This window comes from Azospirillum brasilense (assembly GCF_022023855.1).
Taxonomy (GTDB): domain Bacteria; phylum Pseudomonadota; class Alphaproteobacteria; order Azospirillales; family Azospirillaceae; genus Azospirillum; species Azospirillum brasilense_F.
In genome coordinates, this window is record NZ_CP059450.1 from 108656 (window position 1) to 133457 (window position 24802).

21 protein-coding genes and 1 tRNA gene are annotated in these 24802 nt (G+C 68.4%); 11 read left to right on the forward strand and 11 right to left on the reverse strand.

Translation table 11 applies throughout. The features are described from left to right. Positions 1-35: 35 nt before the first annotated feature. Positions 36-1205: a ribonuclease D gene (rnd, locus tag H1Q64_RS13905; protein ID WP_237905802.1), complete on the reverse strand. Its 1170-nt coding sequence runs from the start codon at positions 1203-1205 to the stop codon at positions 36-38. Between the two features lie 166 nt (positions 1206-1371). Here rnd and aspS point away from each other — a divergent pair, with 166 nt between their 5' ends. Continuing rightward, positions 1372-3201, forward strand: a complete 1830-nt coding sequence (gene aspS / locus H1Q64_RS13910; RefSeq protein ID WP_237905803.1) for an aspartate--tRNA ligase — start codon at positions 1372-1374, stop codon at positions 3199-3201. Positions 3202-3329: 128 nt separating this feature from the next. On the opposite strand, the gene H1Q64_RS13915 is transcribed toward aspS, so the two are convergent. Further along, on the reverse strand, positions 3330-3548 hold the full coding sequence (locus H1Q64_RS13915) for a hypothetical protein (protein WP_014197454.1): 219 nt from the start codon (positions 3546-3548) through the stop codon (positions 3330-3332). A 163-nt stretch (positions 3549-3711) separates the two neighbouring features. Next, positions 3712-4590: a cell envelope integrity EipB family protein gene (locus tag H1Q64_RS13920; RefSeq protein ID WP_237905804.1), complete on the reverse strand. Its 879-nt coding sequence runs from the start codon at positions 4588-4590 to the stop codon at positions 3712-3714. Positions 4591-4695: 105 nt separating this feature from the next. On the opposite strand from H1Q64_RS13920, the gene H1Q64_RS13925 reads away from it, so the two are divergent. The 5 genes from H1Q64_RS13925 to H1Q64_RS13945 all read left to right on the forward strand — a co-directional run bounded on the left by H1Q64_RS13925 (position 4696) and on the right by H1Q64_RS13945 (position 10561). Next, a complete protein-coding gene (locus tag H1Q64_RS13925) occupies positions 4696-5682 on the forward strand; it encodes a 2-hydroxyacid dehydrogenase (protein ID WP_237905805.1) in 987 nt (328 codons plus the stop codon). A gap of 249 nt (positions 5683-5931) precedes the next feature. Beyond that, positions 5932-6726: a GGDEF domain-containing protein gene (locus H1Q64_RS13930; protein ID WP_237905806.1), complete on the forward strand. Its 795-nt coding sequence runs from the start codon at positions 5932-5934 to the stop codon at positions 6724-6726. A gap of 109 nt (positions 6727-6835) precedes the next feature. Next, a complete protein-coding gene (locus H1Q64_RS13935) occupies positions 6836-8572 on the forward strand; it encodes an ATP-binding protein (protein WP_269145391.1) in 1737 nt (578 codons plus the stop codon). Between the two features lie 186 nt (positions 8573-8758). Further along, positions 8759-9136 (forward strand): response regulator, encoded by a 378-nt coding sequence (locus tag H1Q64_RS13940; protein ID WP_041812620.1) that lies wholly within the window; start codon positions 8759-8761, stop codon positions 9134-9136. Between the two features lie 27 nt (positions 9137-9163). Then, positions 9164-10561, forward strand: a complete 1398-nt coding sequence (locus H1Q64_RS13945; RefSeq protein WP_237905808.1) for a PleD family two-component system response regulator — start codon at positions 9164-9166, stop codon at positions 10559-10561. Between the two features lie 108 nt (positions 10562-10669). On the opposite strand, the gene rpmG is transcribed toward H1Q64_RS13945, so the two are convergent. From rpmG to H1Q64_RS13965, 4 genes are all read right to left on the reverse strand, one after another. Further along, the gene (rpmG, locus tag H1Q64_RS13950; RefSeq protein ID WP_012974790.1) at positions 10670-10837 is read right to left on the reverse strand and encodes a 50S ribosomal protein L33; all 168 of its coding nucleotides are present in this window, start codon (positions 10835-10837) and stop codon (positions 10670-10672) included. Positions 10838-10997: 160 nt separating this feature from the next. Beyond that, positions 10998-12521 (reverse strand): S41 family peptidase, encoded by a 1524-nt coding sequence (locus H1Q64_RS13955; protein ID WP_237905809.1) that lies wholly within the window; start codon positions 12519-12521, stop codon positions 10998-11000. A 215-nt stretch (positions 12522-12736) separates the two neighbouring features. After that, positions 12737-15022 (reverse strand): ribonuclease R, encoded by a 2286-nt coding sequence (gene rnr / locus H1Q64_RS13960; protein ID WP_237905810.1) that lies wholly within the window; start codon positions 15020-15022, stop codon positions 12737-12739. A gap of 193 nt (positions 15023-15215) precedes the next feature. Next, a tRNA-Gln gene (locus tag H1Q64_RS13965) sits at positions 15216-15289 on the reverse strand. A 200-nt stretch (positions 15290-15489) separates the two neighbouring features. Between H1Q64_RS13965 and H1Q64_RS13970 the strand changes: the two genes are divergently transcribed. From H1Q64_RS13970 to guaB, 3 genes are all read left to right on the forward strand, one after another. Continuing rightward, entirely contained in the window at positions 15490-16518 is a 1029-nt protein-coding gene (locus H1Q64_RS13970) for a Ppx/GppA phosphatase family protein (protein WP_145700596.1), read from the forward strand. A 14-nt stretch (positions 16519-16532) separates the two neighbouring features. Continuing rightward, positions 16533-17243, forward strand: a complete 711-nt coding sequence (locus tag H1Q64_RS13975) for an RlmE family RNA methyltransferase (RefSeq protein WP_237905811.1) — start codon at positions 16533-16535, stop codon at positions 17241-17243. A 164-nt stretch (positions 17244-17407) separates the two neighbouring features. Then, the gene (guaB, locus tag H1Q64_RS13980) at positions 17408-18886 is read left to right on the forward strand and encodes an IMP dehydrogenase (RefSeq protein ID WP_059399267.1); all 1479 of its coding nucleotides are present in this window, start codon (positions 17408-17410) and stop codon (positions 18884-18886) included. 70 nt (positions 18887-18956) lie between these two features. On the opposite strand, the gene H1Q64_RS13985 is transcribed toward guaB, so the two are convergent. Further along, on the reverse strand, positions 18957-19718 hold the full coding sequence (locus H1Q64_RS13985; RefSeq protein ID WP_237905812.1) for a TrmH family RNA methyltransferase: 762 nt from the start codon (positions 19716-19718) through the stop codon (positions 18957-18959). A gap of 150 nt (positions 19719-19868) precedes the next feature. On the opposite strand from H1Q64_RS13985, the gene H1Q64_RS13990 reads away from it, so the two are divergent. Next, on the forward strand, positions 19869-20117 hold the full coding sequence (locus H1Q64_RS13990) for a DUF1272 domain-containing protein (RefSeq protein ID WP_237906502.1): 249 nt from the start codon (positions 19869-19871) through the stop codon (positions 20115-20117). A gap of 7 nt (positions 20118-20124) precedes the next feature. On the opposite strand, the gene H1Q64_RS13995 is transcribed toward H1Q64_RS13990, so the two are convergent. Together H1Q64_RS13995 and H1Q64_RS14000 are read right to left on the reverse strand one after the other, a co-directional pair. Next, positions 20125-20643, reverse strand: a complete 519-nt coding sequence (locus tag H1Q64_RS13995; protein ID WP_237905813.1) for a GNAT family N-acetyltransferase — start codon at positions 20641-20643, stop codon at positions 20125-20127. A 13-nt stretch (positions 20644-20656) separates the two neighbouring features. Further along, positions 20657-21823: a murein transglycosylase A gene (locus H1Q64_RS14000; protein WP_237905814.1), complete on the reverse strand. Its 1167-nt coding sequence runs from the start codon at positions 21821-21823 to the stop codon at positions 20657-20659. 277 nt (positions 21824-22100) lie between these two features. On the opposite strand from H1Q64_RS14000, the gene H1Q64_RS14005 reads away from it, so the two are divergent. Then, a complete protein-coding gene (locus tag H1Q64_RS14005) occupies positions 22101-23468 on the forward strand; it encodes an RsmB/NOP family class I SAM-dependent RNA methyltransferase (protein WP_237905815.1) in 1368 nt (455 codons plus the stop codon). Positions 23469-23501: 33 nt separating this feature from the next. Here H1Q64_RS14005 and H1Q64_RS14010 read toward each other — a convergent pair whose 3' ends face one another. After that, a complete protein-coding gene (locus tag H1Q64_RS14010) occupies positions 23502-24647 on the reverse strand; it encodes a hypothetical protein (RefSeq protein ID WP_237905816.1) in 1146 nt (381 codons plus the stop codon). Positions 24648-24802 lie beyond the last annotated feature (155 nt).

Genomic DNA, 24802 nt, shown 5'->3' on the forward strand with positions numbered 1-24802 from the left:
TTGCGCCATTCTGGAACGATTCTGGACGGGGCCGTCTACGACCCCTCTCCATTGCCGGCCGGAACGACGCGGACACGGCGGTCGAGGACCGCCAATCCGATGCGTCCACGCTTCAGCGCCAGCGCATCCTCGCCGAACAATTCCCGGCGCCAGCCCTGCATCGCGGGCACCTGGGCCTCGTCGTCCGCGGCGATCGCCTCCAGATCGGCGGCGGAAGCGATCAGCTTGGACGCCACGTTGTTCTCTTCGCACTTCATCTTCAGAAGCACGCGCAGCAACTCAACGATAGGTTGCAGGCCCGGCGGGGGCTCCTCGCGCGGCTCGACGCGCGGCAGCTCGGAATCCGGCAGGTCCAGCCCCTTCTGGACGCAGGCCAGCACGTCGGCGCCCTGCCGGCCTTCCGCGAAGCCGCGGCCCATGCCGCGCGTGCGGGCGAGGTCGTCCACGCTGGTCGGGGCGTGGGCGGCAATTTCCAGCAGCGCCTCGTCCCGCAGCACGCGGGAACGGGGCAGGTCGCGGCGCTGCGCCTCGCGCTCCCGCCACGCTGCCAGTTCCTTGAGGACGGCCATGAAGCGTGGCTTGTTGGTCCGCACCTTCAGCCGCAGCCAGGAGCTGTCCGGGTCCGTCTGATAGGTGGCCGGGTCGGTCAGGACGGCCATCTCCTCTTCCAGCCAGTGGGCGCGGCCGGAGCGGACAAGGCGGCGCTTCAGCTTCTCGTAGGCCGGGCGCAGGTGGATCACGTCGGACAGGGCGTAGGTCAGCTGCCGCTCGGTCAGCGGGCGGTGCGACCAGTCGGTGAAGCGGCTGGACTTGTCGATGCGCGCCCCGGCCAGCAGCTTGGTGACCAGCGTCTCGTACCCCACGCTCTCGCCGAAGCCGCAGACCATGGCGGCGACCTGCGTGTCGAACAGCGGGTGGGGGATCTGGCCGGACAGGTGCCAGAAGATTTCCACGTCCTGCCGGGCGGCGTGGAACACCTTGAGGATCGCCGGGTCCACCATCACGCGGAACAGCGGCGCAAGGTCGATGCCCTCGGCCAGCGGGTCGATGGCGACCGCTCCGTTCGGTCCGCCGACCTGCACGAGGCAGAGCTGCGGCCAATAGGTCTTCTCGCGCAGGAATTCGGTGTCGACGGTGATGTAGTCCACCCCGGCCAGCGAGCGGCAGAAGGCGTCAAGGTCTTCGGTGGTCGTGATGAGTGTCATGGCCGCTTCATACACGAGCGCGCGTCCGCGCGAAAGCTCGCCCTTCGGCAACTCTCCCAGCGTGCAGTGGACGCGGATGGCGGCTTGACATTCCCGCGCTGTCGGTGTGGTGTGTCGGGCCGCCTTTCCGCGCAGGATTCCGACCTTTTCCAAGGTGTTTCGACCCATGCACCCCTACCGCACGCACACCTGCGGCCAGCTTCGCGAAGAGAACGCCGGTCAGATTGTCCGCCTGTCGGGCTGGATCAACCGCAAGCGCGACCATGGACAGCTCCTGTTCATCGACCTGCGCGACCATTACGGCCTGACGCAGTGCGTGGTCGACACCTCCAACCCGGCCTTCCAGGCGGCGGAGCGGCTGAAGCTGGAATCGGTCATCACCGTGACCGGCAAAGTGGTCAAGCGCACGGCGGAGACCATCAACGACCGCCTGCCGACCGGCCGCATCGAGGTGCAGATCGCCGAGCTGTCGGTGCAGGGCGAGGCGGAGCAGATCCCGCTGCAGGTCAACCAGGACACCGACGCCGGCGAGGACGTGCGCCTGCGCTACCGCTTCCTCGACCTGCGCCGCGAGCGCATCCACGAGAACATCCTGCTGCGCTCGCGCGTCATCGCGTCGGCGCGCCGCCGCATGATCGACCAGGGCTTCACCGAGTTCCAGACGCCGATCCTGACCGCCTCCTCGCCAGAGGGTGCCCGCGACTATCTGGTGCCCAGCCGCAACCATCCGGGCAAGTTCTACGCGCTGCCCCAGGCGCCGCAGCAGTTCAAGCAGCTGCTGATGGTCGCCGGGTTCGACCGCTACTTCCAGATCGCCCCCTGCTTCCGCGACGAGGACGCCCGCGCCGACCGCAGCCCGGGCGAGTTCTACCAGCTCGACTTCGAGATGTCCTTCGTCACCCAGGACGACGTGTTCGAGGCCATCGAGCCGGTGCTGCACGGCATCTTCGACGAGTTCGGCGGCTTCCGCCGCGAGACGCCGCCGGCCATCGACAAGCCGCCCTTCCGCCGCATCTCCTTCGCGGAGTCGATGCTGAAGTACGGCAACGACAAGCCGGACCTGCGCAACCCGCTGGAGATCACCGACGTCACCGCCGTCTTCAAGCGCGACGACGTGGAATTCCGCGCCTTCAAGCAGACGCTGGAGAAGGGCGGCGTGGTCCGCGCCATCCGCGCCCCGAAGGTGTCCGACAAGCCGCGCAGCTTCTTCGACAAGCTGAACGACTGGGCGCGCGGCCTCGGTGCTCCGGGCCTCGGCTACATCATCTTCGAGGCGGCGGGCGGCAAGGGCCCGATCGCCAAGTTCGTGCCGGAAGCCGCCCAGGCGGAGCTGCGCACGGCGGCGGGCGTGGAGGACGGCGACGCGGTCTTCTTCGTCTGCGATCAGCCCGGCCCGGCGGCCAAGCTGGCCGGCTTCGCCCGCACGAAGATCGGCGAGGAGCTGGACCTGATCGAGAAGAACGCCTTCCGCTTCTGCTGGATCGTCGACTTCCCGATGTACGAGCTGGATGAGGAGACCAACAAGGTCATCTTCAGCCACAACCCCTTCTCCATGCCGCAGGGCGGCCTGGAGGCGCTGAACACGATGAACCCGCTGGACATCAAGGCGTATCAGTACGACATCGTCTGCAACGGCGTGGAACTGTCGTCGGGCGCCATCCGGAACCATCTGCCGGAGCTGATGTACAAGGCGTTCGAGATCGCTGGCTACCCGCCGGAGGAGCTGGAAGCCCGCTTCGGCGGCATGCTCAGTGCCTTCAAGCTGGGCGCCCCGCCGCACGGCGGGTCGGCCCCGGGGATCGACCGCATCGTGATGCTGCTGGCCGACGAGCCGAACATCCGCGAGGTCATCGCCTTCCCGCTGAACCAGCGCGCGGAAGACCTGCTGATGCAGGCCCCGGCCCCGGTGGATCAGGCGCGCCTGCGCGAACTGCACCTGAAGCTGGACCTGCCGAAGCCGAAGGTCGCCGCCGAGGCGCCGAAGGCCGCGACCTGACGGTCCGGGATTTTCCCTCCCTTCCCGCTTCGGCGGGGAGGGAAGGGCGGTTCAACAAGAAAGCCCCCCGTCCGCGAGGCCGGGGGGCTTTCTTGTCGTTGGGAACGAAAAGGCGAAACCGGAAGGCGTCAGGCAGCGACGGTGCCGGAGCCGATCATGCGGTAATAGTTGGAGTCGACCAGGACGAGGCAGCTCAGCGTCTTCGCGTCGCCTTCGTCCTCCGTGCTGACCACGCGGGCATGCGGGATGCCGAACAGGGTCACGGTCTCCCGCACGCGCCAGGACCGCCCGTTGGTCGCGCCAACGGTCTGGAACACCTGTCCCACCAAAACCTGCTTCTTGGCCATAGGAAAACCCTCATCCTGCTGTCGATGCGCGACACGAATCCGCGGCGGTGTGGTCACGCACCATGCACAGTTTAGGCCAGTTTCCTCAAAAGATGGCAAAATGAATTGTAACGAAATGCGCCATGGGCTGTGACCTTTGCATTCGCGCCTTTGCGTTCGGCGGTCAGCAGCCTGATTTCGGCAGGGCCTCCACCTTCTCCAGGATGGCGTTCACGGTGAAATCGCCGTAGTCGATCTGCATGGATTCGGCGACGCCGTTCTGCAGCAGCCGCAGGCTCATCTCATACTCCGGCTGGGCCGAATCGCTTTTCAGCGGGAAGAAGGCCATGCGCACCGGCCACGCCTTCTTGCCCTTCAACAGCGGGTCGGCGCCGTCCTCCTTGCCCTGGATGGCCGCGCCGATGACCGTGGACACCTCGGTCGCCCCTTCGGAATCGGCGCCGTCGAAGACCACCCGGTTGAAGAAGGTCTCGCCGGCGCCGGCGTGGTCGAGCACCGCCAGGGTGTGGGCTGTCGGGAACATGGTGTTGGGGGGCAGTTCCATGTCCTGGGGCTCCGGCTTGGAGAAGGCGGCGGTGCCGCTGCCGTCCTTGGCCAGCCGGGCGTCGCCGCGCACCTCCTCGTCCTCCTCCCCGTTGATCAGCTTGCGGACGTTGAAGCGGTAGCGCTGCCCGTCCTTGGCCTCCCACGTCGTGTAATTGGTGGTCATCGCCATCTCATCGCCCTCGGCGTAGACGAAGCGGAGCTGGAAGCGCTGCTCCGTCGTCCAGCCGTCGCAGGCGTCGGCCCATTCGAACAGCATGCGGCCCCGCACGTCGCTGACCTTGGAGCTGTTGCGGGCGGACAGCAGCGACATCTTGTAGACGGCACGATGAGGCAGGATGTTCGCCGCGGCACCGGCCGCCGCCCCCACCGCCGCGCCGGCCGCGTTGGCCGGGGCCGCCTGGGCCGCGCCGGTGACGGGAAGGGCGGTCAGGGACACCAGGAACGCGCCGAAGGTCGCGCAAAGGGCGAGGCGGGCGGCGGAGCGGCGGTTCTGCAAAGCGACATCCACAGGTGATTGGCAGCGTCGGATGGATTATGGGTGTTTCGGCGTCGGAGCGGAAGGCCCGACCCCCCGAATAAACGGAAGGCTGAGGACAGTTTCATGCGCAGCGACCCTCCCGCATCACGGCCCGTACTCCTGGTGACCCGACGCCTGCCCGACGCGGTGGAGGCCCGCGCCGCGCGCGATTTCGACACCCGGCTGAACCCGCAGGACCGCGCGCTGTCCGGCGCCGACATCGCCGCCCTGGCGGGGGAGACCGGCGCCGAGGGCATCCTCTGCACCGCCGGGGACCGGCTGGACGACGCGGCGATTGCGGCCTTGCCTGAGGGCGTGCGGATTGTCGCCACCTTCTCCGTCGGCACCGACCACATCGATCTGAACGCGGCCAAGGCCCGCGGCCTGATCGTCACCAACACCCCGGACGTGCTGACCGATGCGACCGCCGACATCGCGCTGCTGCTGATGCTGGGCGCGGCGCGCCGCGCGTCGGAGGGCGAGCGGATGATCCGTGCCGGCGCCTGGACCGGCTGGACGCCGACCCAGCTTCTCGGCACCCATCTGGGTGGAAAGCGGCTGGGCATCATCGGCATGGGCCGAATCGGGCAGGCGGTGGCGCAGCGGGCGCGGGCCTTCGGCATGACCATCCACTACTCCAACCGGCGCCGCCTGCCCGCCGAGCAGGAGGCCGGGGCCGTCTATCACGCCGATCCCGAGGCGATGCTGGCGGTCTGCGACGTGCTGTCGCTGCATTTCCCGGCGACTCCGGAAACCACCCATTGGCTGAACGCGGAGCGGATCGAGCGCCTGCCGCCGGGGGCCATCGTGGTCAACACCGCCCGGGGCTCCGTCGTCGACGACGAGGCCCTGATCGCCGCCCTGGCCAGTGGGCGGCTGGCCGCCGCCGGGCTGGACGTGTTCGAGAACGAGCCGAACCTGCACCCCGGCTACCGCGGGCTGGAGAACGCCTTCCTGCTGCCGCATCTGGGCAGCGCCACGGTGGAAACCCGCAACGCCATGGGCTTCAAGGCGTTGGACAATCTGGACGCCTTCTTCGCCGGGGCGGCGGCGCCGGACCGCGTGGTGTGATGACGTCGCTTGCGGGCCTGTCGGGAGCCCGACGGACCGTTTGTTCGAAAGCCGTTCAAAAGAGAAAATAAATCAAAAATAGATAAAATTTTCCGTAATGGGCTGTTCTCCGGGCAGAATCTGCCCAGGGGGCGGCCTTGCCCGGCAGAAGTTGCCGGGACGAAAGGCCTAGGCTCCTGGAAATCCTCATGTGGCACGGCGATTGCTGTGAATTCGGCGCAGCCAGTGCCGATCATGTGGAGAAAGCCCATGAGCGCCGTCGTGACCACCCAGGACCCGGACGTCATTGCCGCCGAGCATCACGACGGACTGCCTTTCGACCGTGGGACCCACGACCGTCTGCTGCGAATGCCCCCTTTGCGCGGCTCCCGCATCGCCCATTCGGCGGTGCCCGTGATCGTGGACGCTTCGGCCCTGGAGAGCCAACTTGCCGAAGCCCGCGCCACCATTGCCGAGCAACGTGAACGGATCGCCTATCTGGAAAGTCTGTCCATGACGGACGAGCTGACGGGGCTGCTGAACCGCCGCGGCTTCTTCAGCCATTTCCGGCGCGAGATCGCAGCCGCGCGGCGGCAGCGGGCCAAAGGAAACGGCAAGGGCGGCGGGGTGCTGGTCATCATCGATCTGGACGGCTTCAAACGGATCAACGACACCCATGGCCATATGGCCGGCGACGCCTATCTGCGCCAGATCGCCCGGTTGCTCGTCGGTGCGGTCCGTGAGGAGGACGTGGTGGCCCGCCTGGGCGGGGACGAGTTCGCCCTGCTGCTGACGAACACCGACGCGGCCTGCGGCGCCGCCCGTGCCCGGCAGATCGCCACGACGGCGTGCCGGCGCGGCGTCCCGTGGAGCAACGCCGAACTGCCGATCCGTTTCTCCTTCGGGGTGCAGCCCTATGGGGCCGACGACCGTGAGGAGGAGGTGGTCCGCCTTGCCGACTCCCACATGTACCGCAACAAGGCCGGACGTCGCCCACGCTCGCCGGGGCGTAAGGCTGGTCAGGCCGTCGCACGTTCCACGGCGAACCGGCGGGCCACCGCCTGAGCCGGGCCGGGGCGCGCGACGGCCGGATCGGTCAGCCTGTCGCACCCCCCAGGCCGCGCTTGACCGGACGGTGATCCCACCGCAGCATCTGCACCTTTCCGTCGCAAAGGTGCCCGCTCTGAACACGTCTTCGGATCGCCCGAATCCCCCGTCGCCCCACCCCCCGGCCGAGCAATCTTCCATCCACGCTGCCGCCGACGCGATACAGCCGCACGGCGCCCTGGTGGCGTTGCGCAGCGATGGCGCGACGATCCTGGCCTGCAGCGCCAACACGGCGGAATTCCTCGGCTTGGCTCCGGAGCGGCTGTTGGGCCGCAGCGTCGACGTGCTGGAACTGCCGGAGCTTGCGGCGCTGCTGGAGGGATTGGCCGCCTTGCCGCCGGGCCTGCGGGCTCTGGGGCTGCAGGCGGTCGTGACGCCGCCGGGTGGGGAATCGCTTCCAGCGTTTCTTCACGAGCATGGCGGGCGGGTGATCCTGGAGGTGGAGCGGCCGTCCGCCGGACCGGAGAGCCGCGGCGCCGCGGCACCGCCGCCCGGCCCGATGCCGGGGATTGCCACCCTCCGCGACGCCGCGGGGCTGGAGGCGATCGCCGCCCACACCGCCCACACCGTCCGCCGTCTCACCGGGCTGGACCGGGTGATCGTTTGCCGCTTCGACGCCTCGGGCAACGGCGAGGTGGTTGCGAAGGATCAGGCGCCGGATTGGAACCAGGCTGCCCCGGACCTCCATCCCGGAGCGGCTCTGCCGGCGGCCGCCCTCGATGGCGCCCCGGACGCGAGCCCACGGGTGCGCGTGATCCCCGATCATGCGGCGGAGCCGGTTCCCCTGCTGCACGCCGACGCCACGGTTCCGCCGCCCGATCTGGCCCACGCGCAGTTGCGCAGCCCGGCGCCGGCCCGGCTGGATTTCCTGCGGCGGATGGGGGCGGGGGCGGCCCTGACCGTGCCGGTCGTCCATGGCGGAAAGCCGTGGGGAGTGATCTCCGGTCATCACCGGCGCCCTCATGGGGTGCCGCTGGCCACGCGGATGCTGGCGGCCATGGCCGCCGACGCGCTCAGCCTGATGCTGGACACCGCCGAACGCGCCGTGGAGCGCGAGCGCCGCGTCGCGCAGGCGGCGCGGCAAGCCGAGGTGAACCGGGCCAAATCGGACTTCCTGACCGGGATGAGTCATGAGCTTCGCACTCCGCTGAACGCCATCATCGGCTACGCCGACTTCCTGCTTCATCCGGGAATCGGCCCGCTGACCGACCGGCAGCGCGATTGCATCGGCAACATCCGCGCCTCGGGAGCCCATGTTCTGGAACTCATCAACGACGTGCTGGACCTGTCGAAGATCGAAGCGGGGCACGTCGCGTTGCACGAGGAGGATGTGGACGTCGCGGTCGTGGTGGGCGAGGTCTACGCCCTTCAGGAACTGTCGCTGACGTCGGCGGGGTTGACCTTCGACGCTTCGTTTCCCCGGCCGCTGCCGCGCTTGCGCGCGGATCGGCGATCGCTGCGGCAGATCCTGCTGAATCTGCTGTCCAACGCGGTAAAGTTCACCCCGGCGGGCGGGCGCATCGCCATCGACGTGATGCGCGCGGAGGATCTGACCGGAACCGGCCTGCGCATCGCCGTGATCGACACGGGAATCGGCATCCCGGAGGAGCACCGCCTCACCGTGCTGGAGCCCTTCCGTCAGGTGCCGGGCGAACGCATCCGCAACGGCGCCGGAACCGGTTTGGGCCTGTCGATCGTGCGCTCCCTGGTGGAGGCCCATGGCGGGCGGCTGGCACTGTCCAGCACGCCGGGGCAGGGCACGCGCATCGACCTGCACTTCCCGCCAGAGCGGGTGATCGCATGACGGAATCTGTGGAATCATGGGGTCTTCGCGGCCGGCGGCGGATCGCGGGCGGCATCGCTAACGACAATTTAACCGTCGCGGCGGGACAGTGAACGGGCTATACCGGTCTCTCCGGGTGTGGTCGCTGCAAGCAGGAGCGCGGGTGGCACGATGCTCGCGGAACCGAACAGCCCCAAGAAGGCGCCGATGGACGACCGAACCGTGAAGCGTGTCCTGATCGTCGAGGACAACGAGCTGAACATGAAGCTCTTCCACGATTTGCTGGAAGCGCACGGCTACGCGACGCTTCAGACCCGCAGCGGGATGGACGCCCTGGCCATGGCGCGGGAGCACCGTCCGGATCTGATCCTCATGGACATCCAACTGCCCGAGGTGTCAGGGTTGGAGGTCACGCGTTGGATCAAGGACGATCCGGCGCTCAAGTCCATTCCGATCATCGCGGTGACCGCCTTCGCCATGAAGGGGGACGAGGAGAAGATCCGGGAAGGCGGTTGCGAGGACTATATCGCCAAGCCGATCTCGGTGACGAAGTTCCTGGAAGCCGTTCAGAAGTTCCTCCGCTAACCTGTTACGGGATCGGTCGCACGTTCCATGTCCGCTCGCGTCCTCGTCGTCGACGATGTCCTTCCGAACGTGAAGCTGCTCGCGGCGAAGCTGACGCGCGAGTATTTCAACGTCATCACCGCCAGCAATGGTCCCGAGGCGCTGGAGATGGTCCGGCGGGAGTCGCCGGACATCGTTCTGCTCGACGTCATGATGCCCGGCATGGACGGGTTCGAGGTGTGCGAGAAGATCCGCTCCGATCCCACGACCATGCACATCCCGGTGGTGATGGTCACCGCCCTGTCCGACGGCGCCGACCGCGTGCGCGGGCTGGAGGCCGGAGCTGACGATTTCCTGACCAAACCGGTCAACGATGTCGCGCTGTTCGCGCGGGTGCGGTCGCTCGTCCGCCTGAAAATGATGATGGACGAGTGGCGGCTGCGCGAGACGACCTCCGGCCAGCTGGGGGTTCTCGAGCCGACGGGCACGTTGAACAGCGAGTCCTTCGAGAGCGCCCGCGTTCTGGTGCTGGAGGATTCGCGTCTCGATCTGGACAAGGTCACCGAGACGCTGAGACGCGACCACGCCCACGTGATGGCCGCCGACACCTGCGCGGCGGCGCTGGAGCGCGCGCTGGGCGACGATCTCGACCTCGTGGTGATCAGCCTGACGCTGATGAACGAGGATGGCCTGCGGCTGTGCTCCCAGCTCCGCTCGCACGAGCGGACCCGGCAGCTACCGATCTTGCTGATGGTGGAGGAGGGCGACCTGACCCGCGCCGCCAAGGGTCTGGAACTCGGCGCCAACGACTACATCAGCAAGCCCATCGACCGGAACGAACTGCTGGCCCGCGCCCGCACCCAGATCCGGCGCAAGCGCTATCAGGAACGTCTGCGCGCGAATTACGAGCAGAGCCTGTCCATGGCGCTGACCGACAGTCTGACGGGCGTCTTCAACCGCCGTTACATCAACGCGCATTTGCCGCGGCTGCTGGAGCGGGCGATCGACAACCACAAGCCGGTGGCGATCCTGCTGTTCGACATCGACCATTTCAAGGTCGTCAACGACAGCTACGGCCACACCGTGGGCGACGAGGTGCTGAAGGAGGTGTCCAACCGCGCCAGCCGCAACCTGCGCACCTTCGATCTGGTGGCGCGGCTGGGCGGCGAGGAGTTCGTGGTCGTCCTGCCGGACACCGATGCCGAAGCGGCGCTGACGGTGGCGGAGCGGCTGCGCGCACGGATTGCCGACACGCTGTTCAAGGTGTCCGCCGACGTGGGCGAGATCCCGGTCACGGTGTCCATCGGCGTGACGGTGGGCGGCCGGCTGGGCGACACCGCCGAGGGGCTGATCCGCCGTGCCGACGAGGCGCTGTACGAGGCCAAGCGCGCCGGGCGCAACTGCACCATCGCCGATCCTCCCGCCAAAGCCCTGCTGTCGCCCTGACGGATACCGCCCTGACGGAAGTGGGCAGGCCGGGGAGGCGAGGCAGCATACGGACAAGCAAAAGGCCGCCAGAAGGCGGCCTTTCTGATTCCGGCAGTCCGGGAAACCTTACTTGATCTTGGCTTCCTTGAACTCGACGTGCTTGCGCGCCACCGGGTCGTACTTGCGGAACGACAGCTTCTCGGTGGTCTTCTTCGGGTTCTTCTTCTTCACGTAGAAGAAGCCGGTGTCAGCCGTGCTCACCAGCTTGATGAGGACGGTGTTCTGCTTCGCCATGATCTCAATCCCGACTAAAAATCCGTGACCCGCCAGCCCGGCGGGGCGGCGTCGTAGCGGGGGAAGATACCCGCTACAGCCGCGATGTCAAGCCTTTGTAAAGTGGTCGGAAGGGCCGATCCGAGTCCTTTTTTTACCGCAATTCGGGGCGGAAAACGACTTAGCGCTCCGCCACCGTGTTGGTGGAGGACAGGGCGACCGCGCGCTGGTAGAGCGCCGGTTCGGCGAGGAGGCGCAGCGCCACCTTCAGGTCCAGTTCCGGCTCATGCTCCTTCCAGGGACAGGCTTCGCGCAGGCGGGCCAGCGCCTCCTCGTCGTCGGCGGCGCGGGCGCGCCAGCCGGCGAACTGGGTCATCGGACGCGCCCGCCCGTCGCGCAGGTCGGACAGCAGGGCGATGGGGTCGTCCTGGCCGGTGCGGCTGGTGCAGACCGTCGGCTGCACGCCCTGGCGGTGCAGGGTGTAGCCGGCGGGCGTGTAGATGCGGCTCCAGGTCAGGAACAGTTCGCCGTCGTTGGGCAGGCGTGTCACCGTCTGGACGCTGCCCTTGCCGTAGGAGGAGGCACCCACCACCACCGCGCGGCCCGAATCCTGAAGCGCCGCCGCCACCACCTCGGCGGAGGAGGCGGAACGCCCGTCCACCAGAACCACCAGCGGCATGCCTTCGGCGATGTCGTCGGGGCCGGCCTCGAAGCGCTGGCGGCTGTCGGGGTGACGGCCCTCGGTCGTGATGATCTTGCCCTGGGCGATGAACAGGTCGGCCACGGCGACCGCCTGGTCGAGCAGGCCGCCGGGGTTGCCGCGCAGGTCGAGCACGAAACCGCGCAGGCCCTTGCCCATGCTCTGCCGCGTCGACAGCACGGCCTCGCGCAGATTGGACGCGGTGGCGGCGTTGAAGCGGTCCACCTTCAGCACGCCGACCTGCTCGGACACGCTGGCGTTCACGGTGTTGGGAACCACGCGCTCCCGCCGGAGGGGGGCGCGGCGCGGCGGGGTGTTGTCGCGCGCCACGGTCAGCAGGACCATGGTTCCGGTCGGACCGCGCAGCCGGTCGCGCATGTCCGCCTCGCTCAGGCGCGCGGTCAGATCCCCGTCGATGGCCAGAAGCTGGTCGCCGCTGCGGATGCCGGCGCGGTCGGCCGGGCTGCGCGGCAGCACGTTGCGGATCAGGGTGCGCCCGTTTGCCGTCTCCAGCGACAGGCCGATCCCGCCATAGCCCTCACGTTGGGCGCGCTCGCTGGTGGCGCGCTGGGTGCCGGTGTAGCGCGAGTAGCCGTCCAGATCCGTCATCACGGAATCGAGGACCACCTGATAAACCCGCTCCGGCACCGCCTGATAGAGGGTGGGGGAATAGAGGCGGGTGCGCTCCACCGCCTTGGTGGTCAGGGCGGCCCAGCCGGCGGCGTCGGACAGCGACGGGGCGGCATACTCCCCGATCAGGCTCCCGGAGACGTACAGGCGTACGGTGTTGCCCTGGCGCTCGGCGCGGGCGGTCGGGTCGATGGTCGCGAGCCCCTTCAGCCCGTCCAGGCCAAGCCGACCGAAATCGACCTGTTGAAGATAGACTTCGGCGATCTTGCCGTACGCGACGGCGAAGACCTGCTCGCTGATGAAGGCGGGCTCGGTCGCGGCGGCGACCGGACGGGGCAGAGTTCCGCCGAGGCTTCCGAGGCCAACGGCGAACATGGCAGCCGCGAGTGGGACCGACAGACGCCCTCGCGGAGAAAATCCTCGTTTTCGTATGCCCATGGCGCGCCGTACGCGGCCTCCTTTCCCACAGGCGGACCCGGACGGTTGCCCGCCGGATTCGAATGGATAAGGGATAGCACTTCAGAAATGAGGGCTGGCGGGACAAAAGACGGGGGCAAGACTCTTTGTCGTGGAATGTCCACCACTGTGACTCAGCGGCCACGCTTCCGTTGCTTTTGGGTTGCGCGTCCCGCGAAACGGGCATTTCCCAGGGGACGATCCGGGTGGCCGGACTGCAACGGATGATCGGTGCCGCCAACCAAGCTTCCGGTCAGCTCGCCCTCGGTGCGGGACAGGGCGAACAGGGTGCTGCCGGTCAGCGGGTCGGCCTCCATCAGCACCACCCTCACCGCGGCGCCCAGCCGGTAGCTGCGGCCGGTGCGCTGGCCGACCAGGGCGTGGGCGCGCTCGTCGTGCTCGTACTGGTCGTCGGGCAGGGTGCTGGCGGGGATCAGCCCGTCGGCTCCGTTCTCGTCGAGCCGGATGAACAGGCCGAAGCGGGTGACTCCGGAAATCCGCCCGGTGAACAGGGCGCCCACGCGGTCGGCCAGGAAGGCGGCGGTGAAGCGGTCGATGGCGTCGCGCTCGGCCGTGGCGGCGCGGCGTTCGGTCATCGAGATGTGCTCGCCGATGTCGGCCAGACCGGCCATGGCCGCGTCGTCCAGCCCGCCCGGTCCCAGCCCGTGCGCGCGGATCAGCGCCCGATGGACGATTAGGTCGGCGTAGCGGCGGATCGGCGAGGTGAAATGGGCGTAGCGGTCGAGCGACAGGCCGAAATGGCCGATGTTCTCCGGGCTGTACTCCGCCTGCGATTGGCTGCGCAGGATCACTTCGCTGACCAGCTGCGAGTCCGCCGTCCCGGCGGCGCGGTCGAGGATCGCGGTGAAATGGGCCGGGGTCAGCCGCGGCGCGCGCGGCAGCGTGTAGCCGATACCGGTCAGGAACTCCCGCAGCGCCTCCTGCTTGTCGAGCGACGGCTGGTCGTGGACGCGGAACAGACCAGCCATGCCCGCCCGTTCCAGGCTGTCCGCCGCCGCGACGTTGGCGCAGATCATGAACTCCTCGATCAGCCGATGGCTGTCGAGGCGCTCGCGCGCCGCGATCTCCGCCACCCGTCCGCGCTCGTTCAGCCGCACCCGCCGTTCCGGCAGATCCAACTCCAGCGTGCCGCGGCGCAACCGGGCCGCCCACAGGCGAGCGTAGGCACCGTAGAGCGGGGCGATGACCGCCTCCATGAGCGGCTCCGTCGCCTCGTCCGGCGCCCCGTCGCGGGCCGCCTGCACCTGCTCGTAGGTCAGGCGCGCGGCGGAGCGCATCAGGCCGCGCACGAAGCGGTGCCGCAGGAGCGCGCCGTGGCGGTCGATCCATAGATGCGCCGCGACACAGGCGCGGTCCTCGTGGGGGCGGAGCGAGCAGAGGTCGTTGGACAGCGCCTCCGGCAGCATCGGCACGACGCGGTCGGGGAAATAGACGGAGTTGCCGCGCTCGAAGGCCGCCCGGTCCAGTGCCGAATTGGGACGCACGTAGAAGGCCACGTCGGCAATGGCGACCACCATGTGCCAGCCGCCTTCGTTCGCGGGGTCGGGGTCCGGCTCGGCCCACACCGCGTCGTCGAAATCGCGGGCGTCGGCGCCGTCGATGGTCACCAGCTGCAGGTTGCGCAAGTCGGTGCGCCCGGTCAGGGCGGGCACTGCGGCGTGCGACGCCTCGCGCAGGGCGGCGGGCGGAAAGTCGGTAGGCAGCCCGTGGGTGTGGACGGCGATCAGGCTGACCGCGCGCGGCTCCGCCGTGTGCCCCAGCCGCTCCGCGACGCGGGCCTGCGGCAAGCCCATCCGGGCCGCGGGCAGCAGATCGGCCAGCACCAGCTCGCCCGGCTCGGCGTCGTTGCGGTTGGCCGGCAGGACCAGCAGTTCGGTCTTGTTGCGCTTGTCCGTGGGGACGATGCGCCCGCCGTCCGCCGCGGGATAATAGACGCCGAGAACGCGCCCCACCGTGCCGTCCAGCCGCCGGATGGTGCGCGCCTCGTAGAGCCGGTCGTTGATGCGGCTCAGCTTCGCCAGCACCCGGTCGCCGGTTCCCAGGGTGGGATGGCCCTTCCTCTCCGGCATCATGAAGATGCGCGGCGGGTTTCCCTCGCCCGTCCAGGTGACCGGGCGGGCGCTGACCTCACCGTCCGGATCGACGCCGGTCACCTCCAGCACGGCGACTTCCGGCAGCGACTGCGGTGGGGCGACGCGCTTGTTGCGCCCACGTTCCACGGCGCCGTCGGCCTCCAGTTCCTTGAGAAGCTCCTTCAGTCTTTCGCGGTCGTCGCTGCCCGACAGCTTGAAGGCACGCGCGATCTCGCGTTTGCCGACCGGCGTCGTGCTGGAGCGGATGAAGGAAAGGACCGTGTCCTTATCGGGAAAGCTGCCGGAGCGGCGGGGCGTGTCGTTCAAGGAAATTCGTGCCGTGGAAGGTGGACCGCATAAGTAAGTCTTGGAGCCGGCAAATCCAACCGCGCCACCATGGCGCCACGACAACAACGCTTCAAAAGCGCTCGTTGGCCGCTTTAAAATGGCTAGGTGTTGCGGAAGGCGATGCCAACCGGCCTCTGGTTCGGCGCGAAAACAGAAAGATGAAGGAGAAAGTTGGTTGGGGGACTAGGATTCGAACCTAGGCTGGCGGAGTCAGAGTCCGCTGTCCTACCGCTAGACGATCCCCCAGACCGTCACCGGGAGTGGCGCTGCGCCGCGTCCCGTCGTGGGCCGCCCTTTTAGCAAAGCAGGCAGGGCTTGTATAGCCCTTTTTTCACCTCCGGTACCTTGGTGTGAGCGCGTGGACACAAATCAATGCCATTCGTGGGCTTTCGCTGGGACGTGAAACCGGGTTAAGATGACTCCCTTAAGCATGGCGGGGAGGAGACGTGGACCTTCAGGTGCACAGTGAACGGCAGAACGACACCGGACGGTTGCGTTCGTCGGCCCCTGCGCGCCCGGTCTTCGCGGCCCTCGATCTCGGAACCAACAATTGCCGCCTGCTGATCGCACGCCCGATTCCCGGCGGCTTTCGCGTCATCGATGCCTTCTCCCGGATCGTCCGGCTGGGCGAGGGGTTGACCCGCAACGACCGGCTGTCCGACTCGGCGATGGAGCGCACCCTCGCCGCCCTGAGGATCTGCGGGTCCAAGATCGAGCGTCGCGGCGTCACCGCGGCGCGTGCGGTGGCGACCGAAGCGTGCCGCCGCGCCCGGAACTGCAGCGAGTTCGTCGATGCGGTGGAGCGGGAGACCGGCATCGCCATCGAGATCATCTCCAGCCAGGAGGAAGGGCGCCTTGCGCTCGCCGGCTGCGCGTCCCTGCTCGATCCGAACGTCCCCTATGCCGTGGTGTTCGACATCGGCGGCGGCTCGACCGAGCTGATGTGGCTGGCGGTGGAGCGCGGGCGGCCTCCGCGCATCCTCGACCAGACGTCCATCCAGTGCGGCGTCATCGGCCTGACCGAGCAGTTTGGCGGCGCGGACGCCGACCGCGGCATGTACCGGCGCATGGTGGAGGAGGTGGCGTCGGCCATCGCCTCCTTCGAGGCGCGCAACGGCATCCGGGAACGGGTGCTCGCCGGGCAGGTGCAGATGCTCGGCACCTCCGGCACGGTGACAACGCTGGCCGGGGTGCATCTCGGCCTCTGCCGCTACGACCGGCGGGCCGTGGACGGCAGCTTTCTGCGCATCGACCACGCCCGCGCGGTCATCGAACGTCTCGTCGCGCTGGACTTCGACGGGCGGGCGCGGCATCCCTGCATCGGACAGGACCGCGCGGATCTGGTGATCGCCGGATGCGCGGTGCTGGACGCGCTGTGCGACTGTTGGCCGGTGGAGCGCCTGCGCATCGCCGACCGCGGCCTGCGCGAGGGCATCCTCGTGGAGCTGATCGGGTCGACACGGCAGATCTATTAAGGAAATGTGAGACCATGGTTGGAAAGCCTCCGTCCTCCTCGACGCCGGGTGGGCGCCGCGCCACCGTCCGCGTGAAGTCCGCGGCCAAGCGCACCACCTCCTCGGCCCGCTGGCTGGAGCGGCATCTGAACGACCCTTACGTGCACGAGGCGACGAAGCGCGGCTTCCGCTCCCGCGCCGCCTTCAAGCTGCTTCAACTGGACGAGAAGTTCCATCTGCTGGGGCCGGGCAAGCGCGTGGTCGACCTCGGCGCCGCTCCCGGCGGCTGGACCCAGGTGGCGGTGGACAAGGTGCAGACCGCGCGCGAGGGCTGGAAGGTCGTCGGGCTGGACATCCTGCCCATGGACCCGGTGCCCGGCGCCACCACCATGCAGGCCGACTTCCTGGAGGAAGGCGCCGCCGAGCGGCTGAAAGAGGCGCTGGGCGGCCCCGCCGACGTGGTGCTGAGCGACATGGCGGCGCCGACCATCGGGCATCAGTCCACCGACCATCTGCGCATCATGGCGCTGGCCGAGGCCGCCTACGACTTCGCGGAGGAGGTGCTGGCACCCGGCGGGGCGTTCGTCGCCAAGCTGTTCCAGGGCGGGGCGGAGAAGTCGCTGCTGGAGCGGCTGAAGCGCGACTTCGCCACGGTGCGCCACGCCAAGCCGCCGGCCAGCCGCGCGGAATCCTCCGAAACCTATGTGGTCGCCACCGGTTTCCGTGGGGCCAACGCGAACGACTAGGTTGAGCTCCGGCTGCGGCCCGTTCGCGCAGGTCATGGCTGGCTTGCGCGGATGAGGCCCGGCACACGACAGTTTGTGGTTCAGGCGCCTTCACAAGCCCACGGTCTTGTGTATAGTGCGCCAAATTTTTTTCCGGCCCCTTTTTATCTCCCGGGAGACCGCCGATGGCCCGCTCGTCCACGATTCGCGAAGCTCTGACCTTCGACGACGTCCTCTTGGTTCCGGCCGAAAGTTCGGTCCTGCCGAACGAGGTGGACACCCGGACGCGCCTGACCAAGACCATCGAACTGGGCATCCCCCTGATGTCCTCGGCGATGGACACGGTGACCGAAAGCAGCCTCGCCATCGCCATGGCCCAGGCCGGCGGCATCGGCGTGGTCCACCGCAACCTGACCATCGAGCAACAGGCCGAGGAGGTCCGCAAGGTCAAGCGGTACGAGTCCGGCATGGTGGTCAACCCGATCACCATCACGCCGGGCCAGACGCTGGCCGACGCGCTTCAGCTCATGGCCGACTACCGCATCTCCGGCATTCCGGTGGTGGAAAGCCGCGACTCCCGCGGCAGCGGCAAGCTGGTCGGCATCCTGACCAACCGCGACGTGCGCTTCGCCACCAACCCGAACCAGCCGGTCAGCGAACTGATGACCAAGGACGTGGTGTCGGTACGCGAGGGCGTCAGCCAGGACGAGGCCAAGCGCCTGCTCCACCAGCACCGCATCGAGAAGCTGCTGGTGGTGGACGAGGCCCATCGCTGCATCGGCCTCGTCACGGTCAAGGACATGGAGAAGGCCCAGGCCTATCCCAACGCCTGCAAGGACGCCCAGGGCCGCCTGCGCGTCGCCGCCGCCACCGGCACCGGCTCGGACGGGCTGCGCCGCGCCGAGGCGCTGTTCGACGCGGGCGTGGACGTTCTGGTGGTCGACACCGCGCACGGCCACTCGCTGAAGGTGCTGGATCAGGTGCGCGCCGCGCGCAACATGTCCAACTACACCCAGGTGATCGCCGGCAACGTAGCAACCGCCGAGGCGGCGAAGGCGCTGGTCGATGCCGGCGCGGACGCGGTGAAGGTCGGCATCGGCCCCGGTTCCATCTGCACCACCCGCATCGTCGCGGGCGTCGGCGTGCCGCAGCTCACCGCGATCATGGATGTGGTCGAGGCCTGCGAGAAGATGGGCATCCCGGTGATCGCCGACGGCGGCATCAAGTTCTCGGGCGATCTCGCCAAGGCCATCGCGGCGGGCGCCAGCGTGGCGATGCTGGGCAGCCTGTTCGCCGGCACCGACGAGAGCCCCGGCGAGGTCATCCTCTACCAGGGCCGCTCCTACAAGAGCTACCGCGGCATGGGCTCGGTGGGCGCCATGGCCCGTGGTTCGGCCGATCGCTACTTCCAGCAGGAAGTTTCGACCATGAAGCTGGTGCCGGAAGGCGTCGAAGGCCGCGTGCCCTACAAGGGTCCGGTGTCGGCGGTGATCCACCAGCTCGTCGGCGGCCTGCGCGCGGCCATGGGCTACACCGGCAGCCAGTCCATCGCCGAGATGCAGACGAAGTGCGAGTTCGTCCGCATCACCAACGCCGGCCTGCGCGAGAGCCACGTTCACGACATCACCATCACCAACGAGTCCCCGAACTACCGCCAGGGCTGATCAGCCGTTCCTTGGAGTGAGGTTCGAGAAGGCGAGGGGGCGTTCCCCTCGCCTTTTTCATGTCCGCGTTTCAGCGGTTGGCGGCGAAGTGGCTGAACAGTGCCACGCTCGCCGCGACGGTGGCGTTGAGGGATTCCACGGCGCCCGTGGTCGGGATCGACAGGCGCTGGACGGGCAGAGTAGCGGGCACGCCCTGGCCTTCCTCGCCCAGGACGAGACGGACGTCGTGCGGCCAGCGGAAGGCCGCCATGTCGGCGCCCCCGGCGTCCAGGGCGACCATCGGTCCGGCGGCCCGCGTCACATCCTCCCATCGGCCGCCGCGCAACAGGGTCAGCTCGAACTGGGCGTTCGACGCGGCGCGCAGACATTTGGGGTGGTAGGGGTGCGCCGCTCCATCGAGCAGGATCACCCGCCGGGCGCCGAAGGCGGCGGCGCTGCGCAGCAGGGCGCCGAGGTTGTTGGGATCGCCGAGCGCGCAGATCAGCTCCAGCCCTTGCGGCGATTGCGACAGGTCGATTGACGGCGTGTCCGGCACCGTGCCGACGAGCAGGGGGAAGCCGGTGCCGGAGGCGTCCAGCGTGCGGAACAGGGCGGGAGCGAGTTGGACAATCTCCAGCCCAGCGGGAAGGCGCCAGCCCTCGGCCTGCGCCGGATCGGTGACGAGCAGGGTGGAAAAGCGGTCCGGCCAGCGGGCCAGCGCCTCCGGCACCGTCTTCAGCCCGGCCAGCAGGAACTTGCCCTGTTTTTTCAGGCCGCGGCTTTCCAGCAGCGACTCCCACAGCTTGAACTGCGGATTCTGCAGGCTTTCGATCAGGCGCGGCGGGCGGGTCATGCGGGGCAGGCTTTCCAGGGCGGGCGTTCGTCGTGATCGCGGACCTTACGGCGCGGGGCGCCGCGATGGGAAGGCCGATCCGTCGCCTCCCATTCTCCCGCCGTCGCGCGGCTGCTATCATCGCGGAACCACGGAAAGGCGATGCCCATCATGCTTGCGCTGCGGCCCAACTGCGAATGCTGCGACCGGGATCTGCCCCCGGACTCCCGCGATGCCTACATCTGCTCCTTCGAATGCACCTTCTGCGGCGATTGCCGGGATGAGGTGCTGAAGGGACATTGTCCGAACTGCGGGGGTGAACTGGTGCGGCGGCCCGTCCGCCCGGCGGCGAAGCTGGCCAACAACCCGGCGTCCACGCAACGGGTGCTCAAGGCCGGCGGCTGCGCCTCCGCCTTTTGAAAGGCGCTCAATCCAGGCGCCGGCCCAGGAACAGCAGCGGCCCCCGCTGGATCGCCGTGGTGAAGCCGGCACGCTGGTAGAAAGCGACGTTCCGCGCGAAGACCCCGGTCACCAGATGCAGGCCAGGCAGGCCATCGGCGCGGCAGTCTTCCGCGAAGCGGTCCACCAGCGCCCGCCCGATCCCATGATCACGGAAGCCGGGCCGGACGTTGACGTGGAGATGGGCGGGAAAGGCGGCGAAGCGGTCGGTGAAGACCTCGTACTTCGGAATGATGCGGGCGAGATCCACCGCCCCGGCGCTGTCCTTGCAGCCGGTCAGATAGCCGATGACGGTGCCGTTGTCATCCAAGGCGAACCACACGTCGTTCGGTGCCCGCTCCACATACCAGCCCGTCCAAGTGCGGAAGAAGGCCGCGCGCTCCTCCGCCGAGGCGAAGTCCTTGCGCAGCGTGGACAGGAAGAAGATGTCCTCCAGCGCGGCGAGGGCGGCCCCGCGGTCGGGCAGGGCGGACAGACGAACCAGCATCGACAACCAGACCTCAGCGGCGTTGCGCCAGCGTGAAGGACGTGGTGCGCGGTGCTAGCATTGTGTAGCGGCCCTTGGCCTTCATCACGCCGGCGCCCTCGGCGGCCTCCGCCCCATGACCCCAGAACAGGTCGCCGCGCACCGCCCCCTTGATGGCACCACCGGTGTCCTGGGCGACGACGATGCGCTTGATCTCGCCCTGCGGCACCGGGGCCTCGCGTACGTCCAGCCACAGCGGCACGCCCAGCGGGACGTAGCCGGGGTCCACGGCGAGGCTGCGGCCCGCCGTCAGTTCCATGTTGCGCGCGCCGCGGGCGCCAACATCCGAGCGGAGCTGGAAGAAGACGTAGGACGGGTTCATGTTCATCACCCGCCGGGCCTCGCCGGGATGCTCGGTCAGCCAGCGGCGGATCAGCGGCATGGTCACCTGCTCCGGCGTGGCGTAGCCGATGTCGATCAGGTGCCGCCCGATGGGGACGTAGCGGTGGCCGTTCTGCCCGCCGTAGCCCAGAGCCACCACCGACCCGTCGGTCATCCGCACCCGGCCCGATCCCTGGATTTCCAGGAAGAAGGCGTCGATGGGGTCGTCCACCCACAGGATCTCCAGCCCCTTGCCCTTCAGCGCGCCGTCGGTGATGCGGGCGCGGCTGGGCAGGCCACGCTTGGTCCGCTTGGGCGCCTTGTAAAGGGGAACGTTGTAGCGCTCGGTCCGGGTCCAGCTGCCGCGCAGCTCGACTTCGTAATAGCCGGTGAACAGCCCTTCCTGCCCCTCGGACAGGGCGACGGGGGTGAAGTGATCCTCGAAGAAGCGGCGGGCGGTTTCCGGCTGGGCGTCGGGCAGGCCGCGCAGCGCCTCGCAGATCGGGCGCCAGTCCGAGGTGGTGCCGGCGGCGGGGTTGGGACCGAGCGGCTTGCCGGCGGGCTGAGCCGCCACCCAGCGGCAGGTGCGCTGCAACGCGGGCAGGGCCTGCGCGTGGTCGTCGTCGATCCAGCCCGGCAGGCCGCGGAAGTCCGCGGAGACCTTCTCCATCCCCGGCCGCCAGGACGCCGCGGTGACGCCGCCGCCCGGTCCCGAACCGGTCGCCGCGTCGCCGGCACAGCCCGCCAGCAGGCCGAACGCAAGAAGGGTGGAGACGCGCGCCACCGCACGCGCCATGACACTGCTGACCGCAGCCGCCATCGCGGACCCCGCACCAAGATTCAAGGAAGACGATAAAGACGAGGGATGGCTGGACTTGCCGCGGCCAAGATGGCTCGAACAAGAACAACTACCCCTTTTTTGCCTCATTCGCAGGATTGCGGTCAACCGCTCTTCGCGCGGATGGTTTCAATTCGGTCGTCTTGTCACAGGGGCTGCGCCTGGATCGGCGACTCGAAAGGCTGCCGCGCGTGCGCGGGGGATGACAAGCGCCCCCCGCTCGGGTTATCGAGCAGGGAATCTATCCGAGGATCATCCCATGACCCCCGCCGCCCGCCTTCAGGCGGTCATCGACCTGCTGACCGAGATCGACGAAACCCCGCGCCCCGCCGACGCGGTGATGAGCGCCTATTTCCGCGCCCGCCGCTACATCGGGTCGAAAGACCGCACCGCGGTGGCGCAGACGGCCTACGCGATCCTGCGGCGGCATGCCCGGCTGTGCTGGTGGCTGGAGCGTCAGGGCCACCCGCCGACCCCGCGCGCCCGCGCGCTCGCCAACGAGATCCTGGCCGAGGGCAAGGCCGCGGCGACGGTCAAGGCGCTGTTCGGCGCCACCAAATTCGCCCCGGACCCGCTGGCGCCGGAGGAGGCGAAGCTCGCCAACGAGCTGGACACCCACACGCTGGAGCATCCGCAGATGCCGGAAAGCGTGGCCGTGGAATGCCCGCCCTGGGCCGAGGAGCCGATGCGCGCCGCCATGGGCGACCGCTTCGCGGTGGAGATGCGGACTCTGCTGGACTCCGCGCCGCTCGACCTGCGCATTAACCCGGTGAAGGCCAACCGCGAGAGCGCGATCAAGGCGCTGGCCCGCGCCCACATCACCGCGGAGCCGACGCAGTGGTCGCCGCTGGGCCTGCGCGTCCAGGGCCGTCCGCCGCTGGGCACCGTGGACGCCTTCAAGGACGGCTTGGTCGAGATCCAGGACGAGGGATCGCAGCTCGTGGCGATCGCGGTGGCGCCGAAGCCGGGGCAGCAGGTGGTGGACTTCTGCGCCGGGGCCGGCGGCAAGACGCTGGCCATCGCCGCGCTGATGAAGAACAAGGGCCGCGTCGTCGCCTGCGACGTGCTGGCCGGACGTCTGAAGCGCGCCGCCGAGCGGTTCCGCCGCGCCGGTCTGCACAACATCGAGGCGCACCCGCTGTCCAGCGAGCGCGACCCCTGGGTGAAGCGGCACAAGCGCAAGTTCGACCGTGTGCTGGTCGATGCGCCGTGCAGCGGCACCGGCACTTGGCGCCGCAACCCCGACAGCCGCTGGCGCCAGCTCGGCCCCGGCCTGGCGGAACTGGTGCCGCTCCAGGCGAACATCCTGGACAGCGCGGCCCGGCTGGTGAAGCCCGGCGGGCGGCTGATCTACGCCACTTGCTCGCTGCTGCCGGAGGAGAACGAGAAGCAGGTGGCCTCCTTCCTGGAAACCCACCCCGACTTCACCGTTCTGCCGGTCGCCGAGGTCTGGGCGGAGGAGGGGGCGGGCACCCCGCCGGCCGAGGGGCCGTACCTGCGCCTGACCCCGGCCCGCCACGACACCGACGGCTTCTTCGCCGCCGTGATGGTGCGCAAGGCGGAGGAGGACGCTGTGGCGGAGGTGGACCAGATGGCCGAGGCTGATCCGGCGCCTTCGGAGGGGTAACATCGGCGGGGGAGCCTTCCCCGGTGGGATGCGTCAGGCCGGCGGTGTGTCGCCGGTCTGCGCGTTTCCGGTTGGCGGCTTTCCCGCTCCGGCCTTCAGGGCTTCCAGCAGGCCGCTGGCGACCGTGTTCTGGCCTTCGTTGGCGTTTCCGGCAACTGCGCCCAGGACGCCGGTTCCGCCTTTCGACGCGCCCGACCCAAGCGCCGATTGGAGCATGGACAGCGCCGCCTGCGCGTTGCCAGGGTCGTTCGAAGCTGGCTTGCTGGTATCCGATGGCGGCGGGCTTTCGGCGGTCGGCTTGTTCGTGACGACTGGCGTCTCCGTGGCAATCTTGCTTTCCGCGGCGGGCGCCAAGGGCGGAGCGACGCCGTCAGCCTTCGGGGCAGCGGATTTGGGCCCGATGCCGGGAATGTCCACGGTTTCCGCAAATTTCTGGAACGCGTTGCCGAAGACGGTCCGATCGAAGCCGAGTTCCTGAAGCTTCTGCTCGGCGGCCTCGCCGTCCGGCGCGTACAGTTCCGCGAAGCCAGCGTCTTCCCCCATGGATGCCAGCGCGGATTTGAAGCCTTGCATGTTTTTCGTGAATCCGCTGGCGTCGCTGAGAATGGCCGTCTGATCGGTCGGCTTTCCATAGGCGCCACGGGTCGCCGCGATCTCGCCCTTGAACGCGTCCCGGACCGGCTTCAGGCGTTCGTTCATCTCGTCCGTCGAGATTTCGCCGCGCTGCTGGGCTTCCTGAATCTCCTGGGTTTTGCGCCCGACCTCGGACAGCACGCCGGACATCCGGCTGCCATAGGCCTGCAGTTTCTGCCAAGCGGCCTCCGAGTCGGCGAGCCGTTGCTTGTCCTCCTCGTCACGGGGGCGTTCGGAGACGTAGCGGTTGAAGGTCGCCTTGGTCGCCATCGATTTCAGCCCGGTTACGACGTCTTCGGCGCTGATCTCGCCCGAGTTGACGAGTCCTTCCAACATGCCGCGCGCCTTTGAGTCGAGTTGCTTGAACACATCGGCGGCGGCGCCCTTCAAGGCCTGCCCAAGCTTGCTCAGGGACACGGCATCCGTCTTTTCGCCGCTCCCGACGCTTGAAGATTGATGCCCAAAGGAACCGGTTCCGGACTGTACAGGCTTCCAGTATCCGGTGGCGGATAGAGGAAGAGAGGAGCTGATTGTGCTGCTGGTCATTGATCTGCCTCCTGGCCGTCATCGCCCATCATTTCCGGGCATCCGTATGGAGTAGAGGAAAATATTATTTCAAGTTAACGATATCTATACTTTTAAAAATTTCAATATTATTGCAAATATGATTGCGTTTCCTTTGGTGATGTAGATTTGTGAAG

Bases quoted from the DNA above. Each gene is read 5' to 3' on its own strand.
- H1Q64_RS14005 (WP_237905815.1), top strand. From the start codon at position 22,101: ATGACCCCCGCCGCCCGCCTTCAGGCGGTCATCGACCTGCTGACCGAG.
- H1Q64_RS13925 (WP_237905805.1), top strand. From the start codon at position 4,696: ATGCGCAGCGACCCTCCCGCATCACGGCCCGTACTCCTGGTGACCCGA.
- H1Q64_RS13985 (WP_237905812.1), bottom strand. From the start codon at position 19,718: ATGACCCGCCCGCCGCGCCTGATCGAAAGCCTGCAGAATCCGCAGTTC.
- H1Q64_RS13940 (WP_041812620.1), top strand. From the start codon at position 8,759: ATGGACGACCGAACCGTGAAGCGTGTCCTGATCGTCGAGGACAACGAG.
- H1Q64_RS14010 (WP_237905816.1), bottom strand. From the start codon at position 24,647: ATGACCAGCAGCACAATCAGCTCCTCTCTTCCTCTATCCGCCACCGGA.
- H1Q64_RS13930 (WP_237905806.1), top strand. From the start codon at position 5,932: ATGAGCGCCGTCGTGACCACCCAGGACCCGGACGTCATTGCCGCCGAG.
- guaB (WP_059399267.1), top strand. From the start codon at position 17,408: ATGGCCCGCTCGTCCACGATTCGCGAAGCTCTGACCTTCGACGACGTC.
- rpmG (WP_012974790.1), bottom strand. From the start codon at position 10,837: ATGGCGAAGCAGAACACCGTCCTCATCAAGCTGGTGAGCACGGCTGAC.
- H1Q64_RS13945 (WP_237905808.1), top strand. From the start codon at position 9,164: ATGTCCGCTCGCGTCCTCGTCGTCGACGATGTCCTTCCGAACGTGAAG.
- H1Q64_RS13915 (WP_014197454.1), bottom strand. From the start codon at position 3,548: ATGGCCAAGAAGCAGGTTTTGGTGGGACAGGTGTTCCAGACCGTTGGC.
- H1Q64_RS13955 (WP_237905809.1), bottom strand. From the start codon at position 12,521: ATGTTCGCCGTTGGCCTCGGAAGCCTCGGCGGAACTCTGCCCCGTCCG.
- aspS (WP_237905803.1), top strand. From the start codon at position 1,372: ATGCACCCCTACCGCACGCACACCTGCGGCCAGCTTCGCGAAGAGAAC.
- H1Q64_RS14000 (WP_237905814.1), bottom strand. From the start codon at position 21,823: ATGGCGGCTGCGGTCAGCAGTGTCATGGCGCGTGCGGTGGCGCGCGTC.
- H1Q64_RS13995 (WP_237905813.1), bottom strand. From the start codon at position 20,643: ATGCTGGTTCGTCTGTCCGCCCTGCCCGACCGCGGGGCCGCCCTCGCC.
- rnd (WP_237905802.1), bottom strand. From the start codon at position 1,205: ATGACACTCATCACGACCACCGAAGACCTTGACGCCTTCTGCCGCTCG.
- H1Q64_RS13975 (WP_237905811.1), top strand. From the start codon at position 16,533: ATGGTTGGAAAGCCTCCGTCCTCCTCGACGCCGGGTGGGCGCCGCGCC.
- H1Q64_RS13990 (WP_237906502.1), top strand. From the start codon at position 19,869: ATGCTTGCGCTGCGGCCCAACTGCGAATGCTGCGACCGGGATCTGCCC.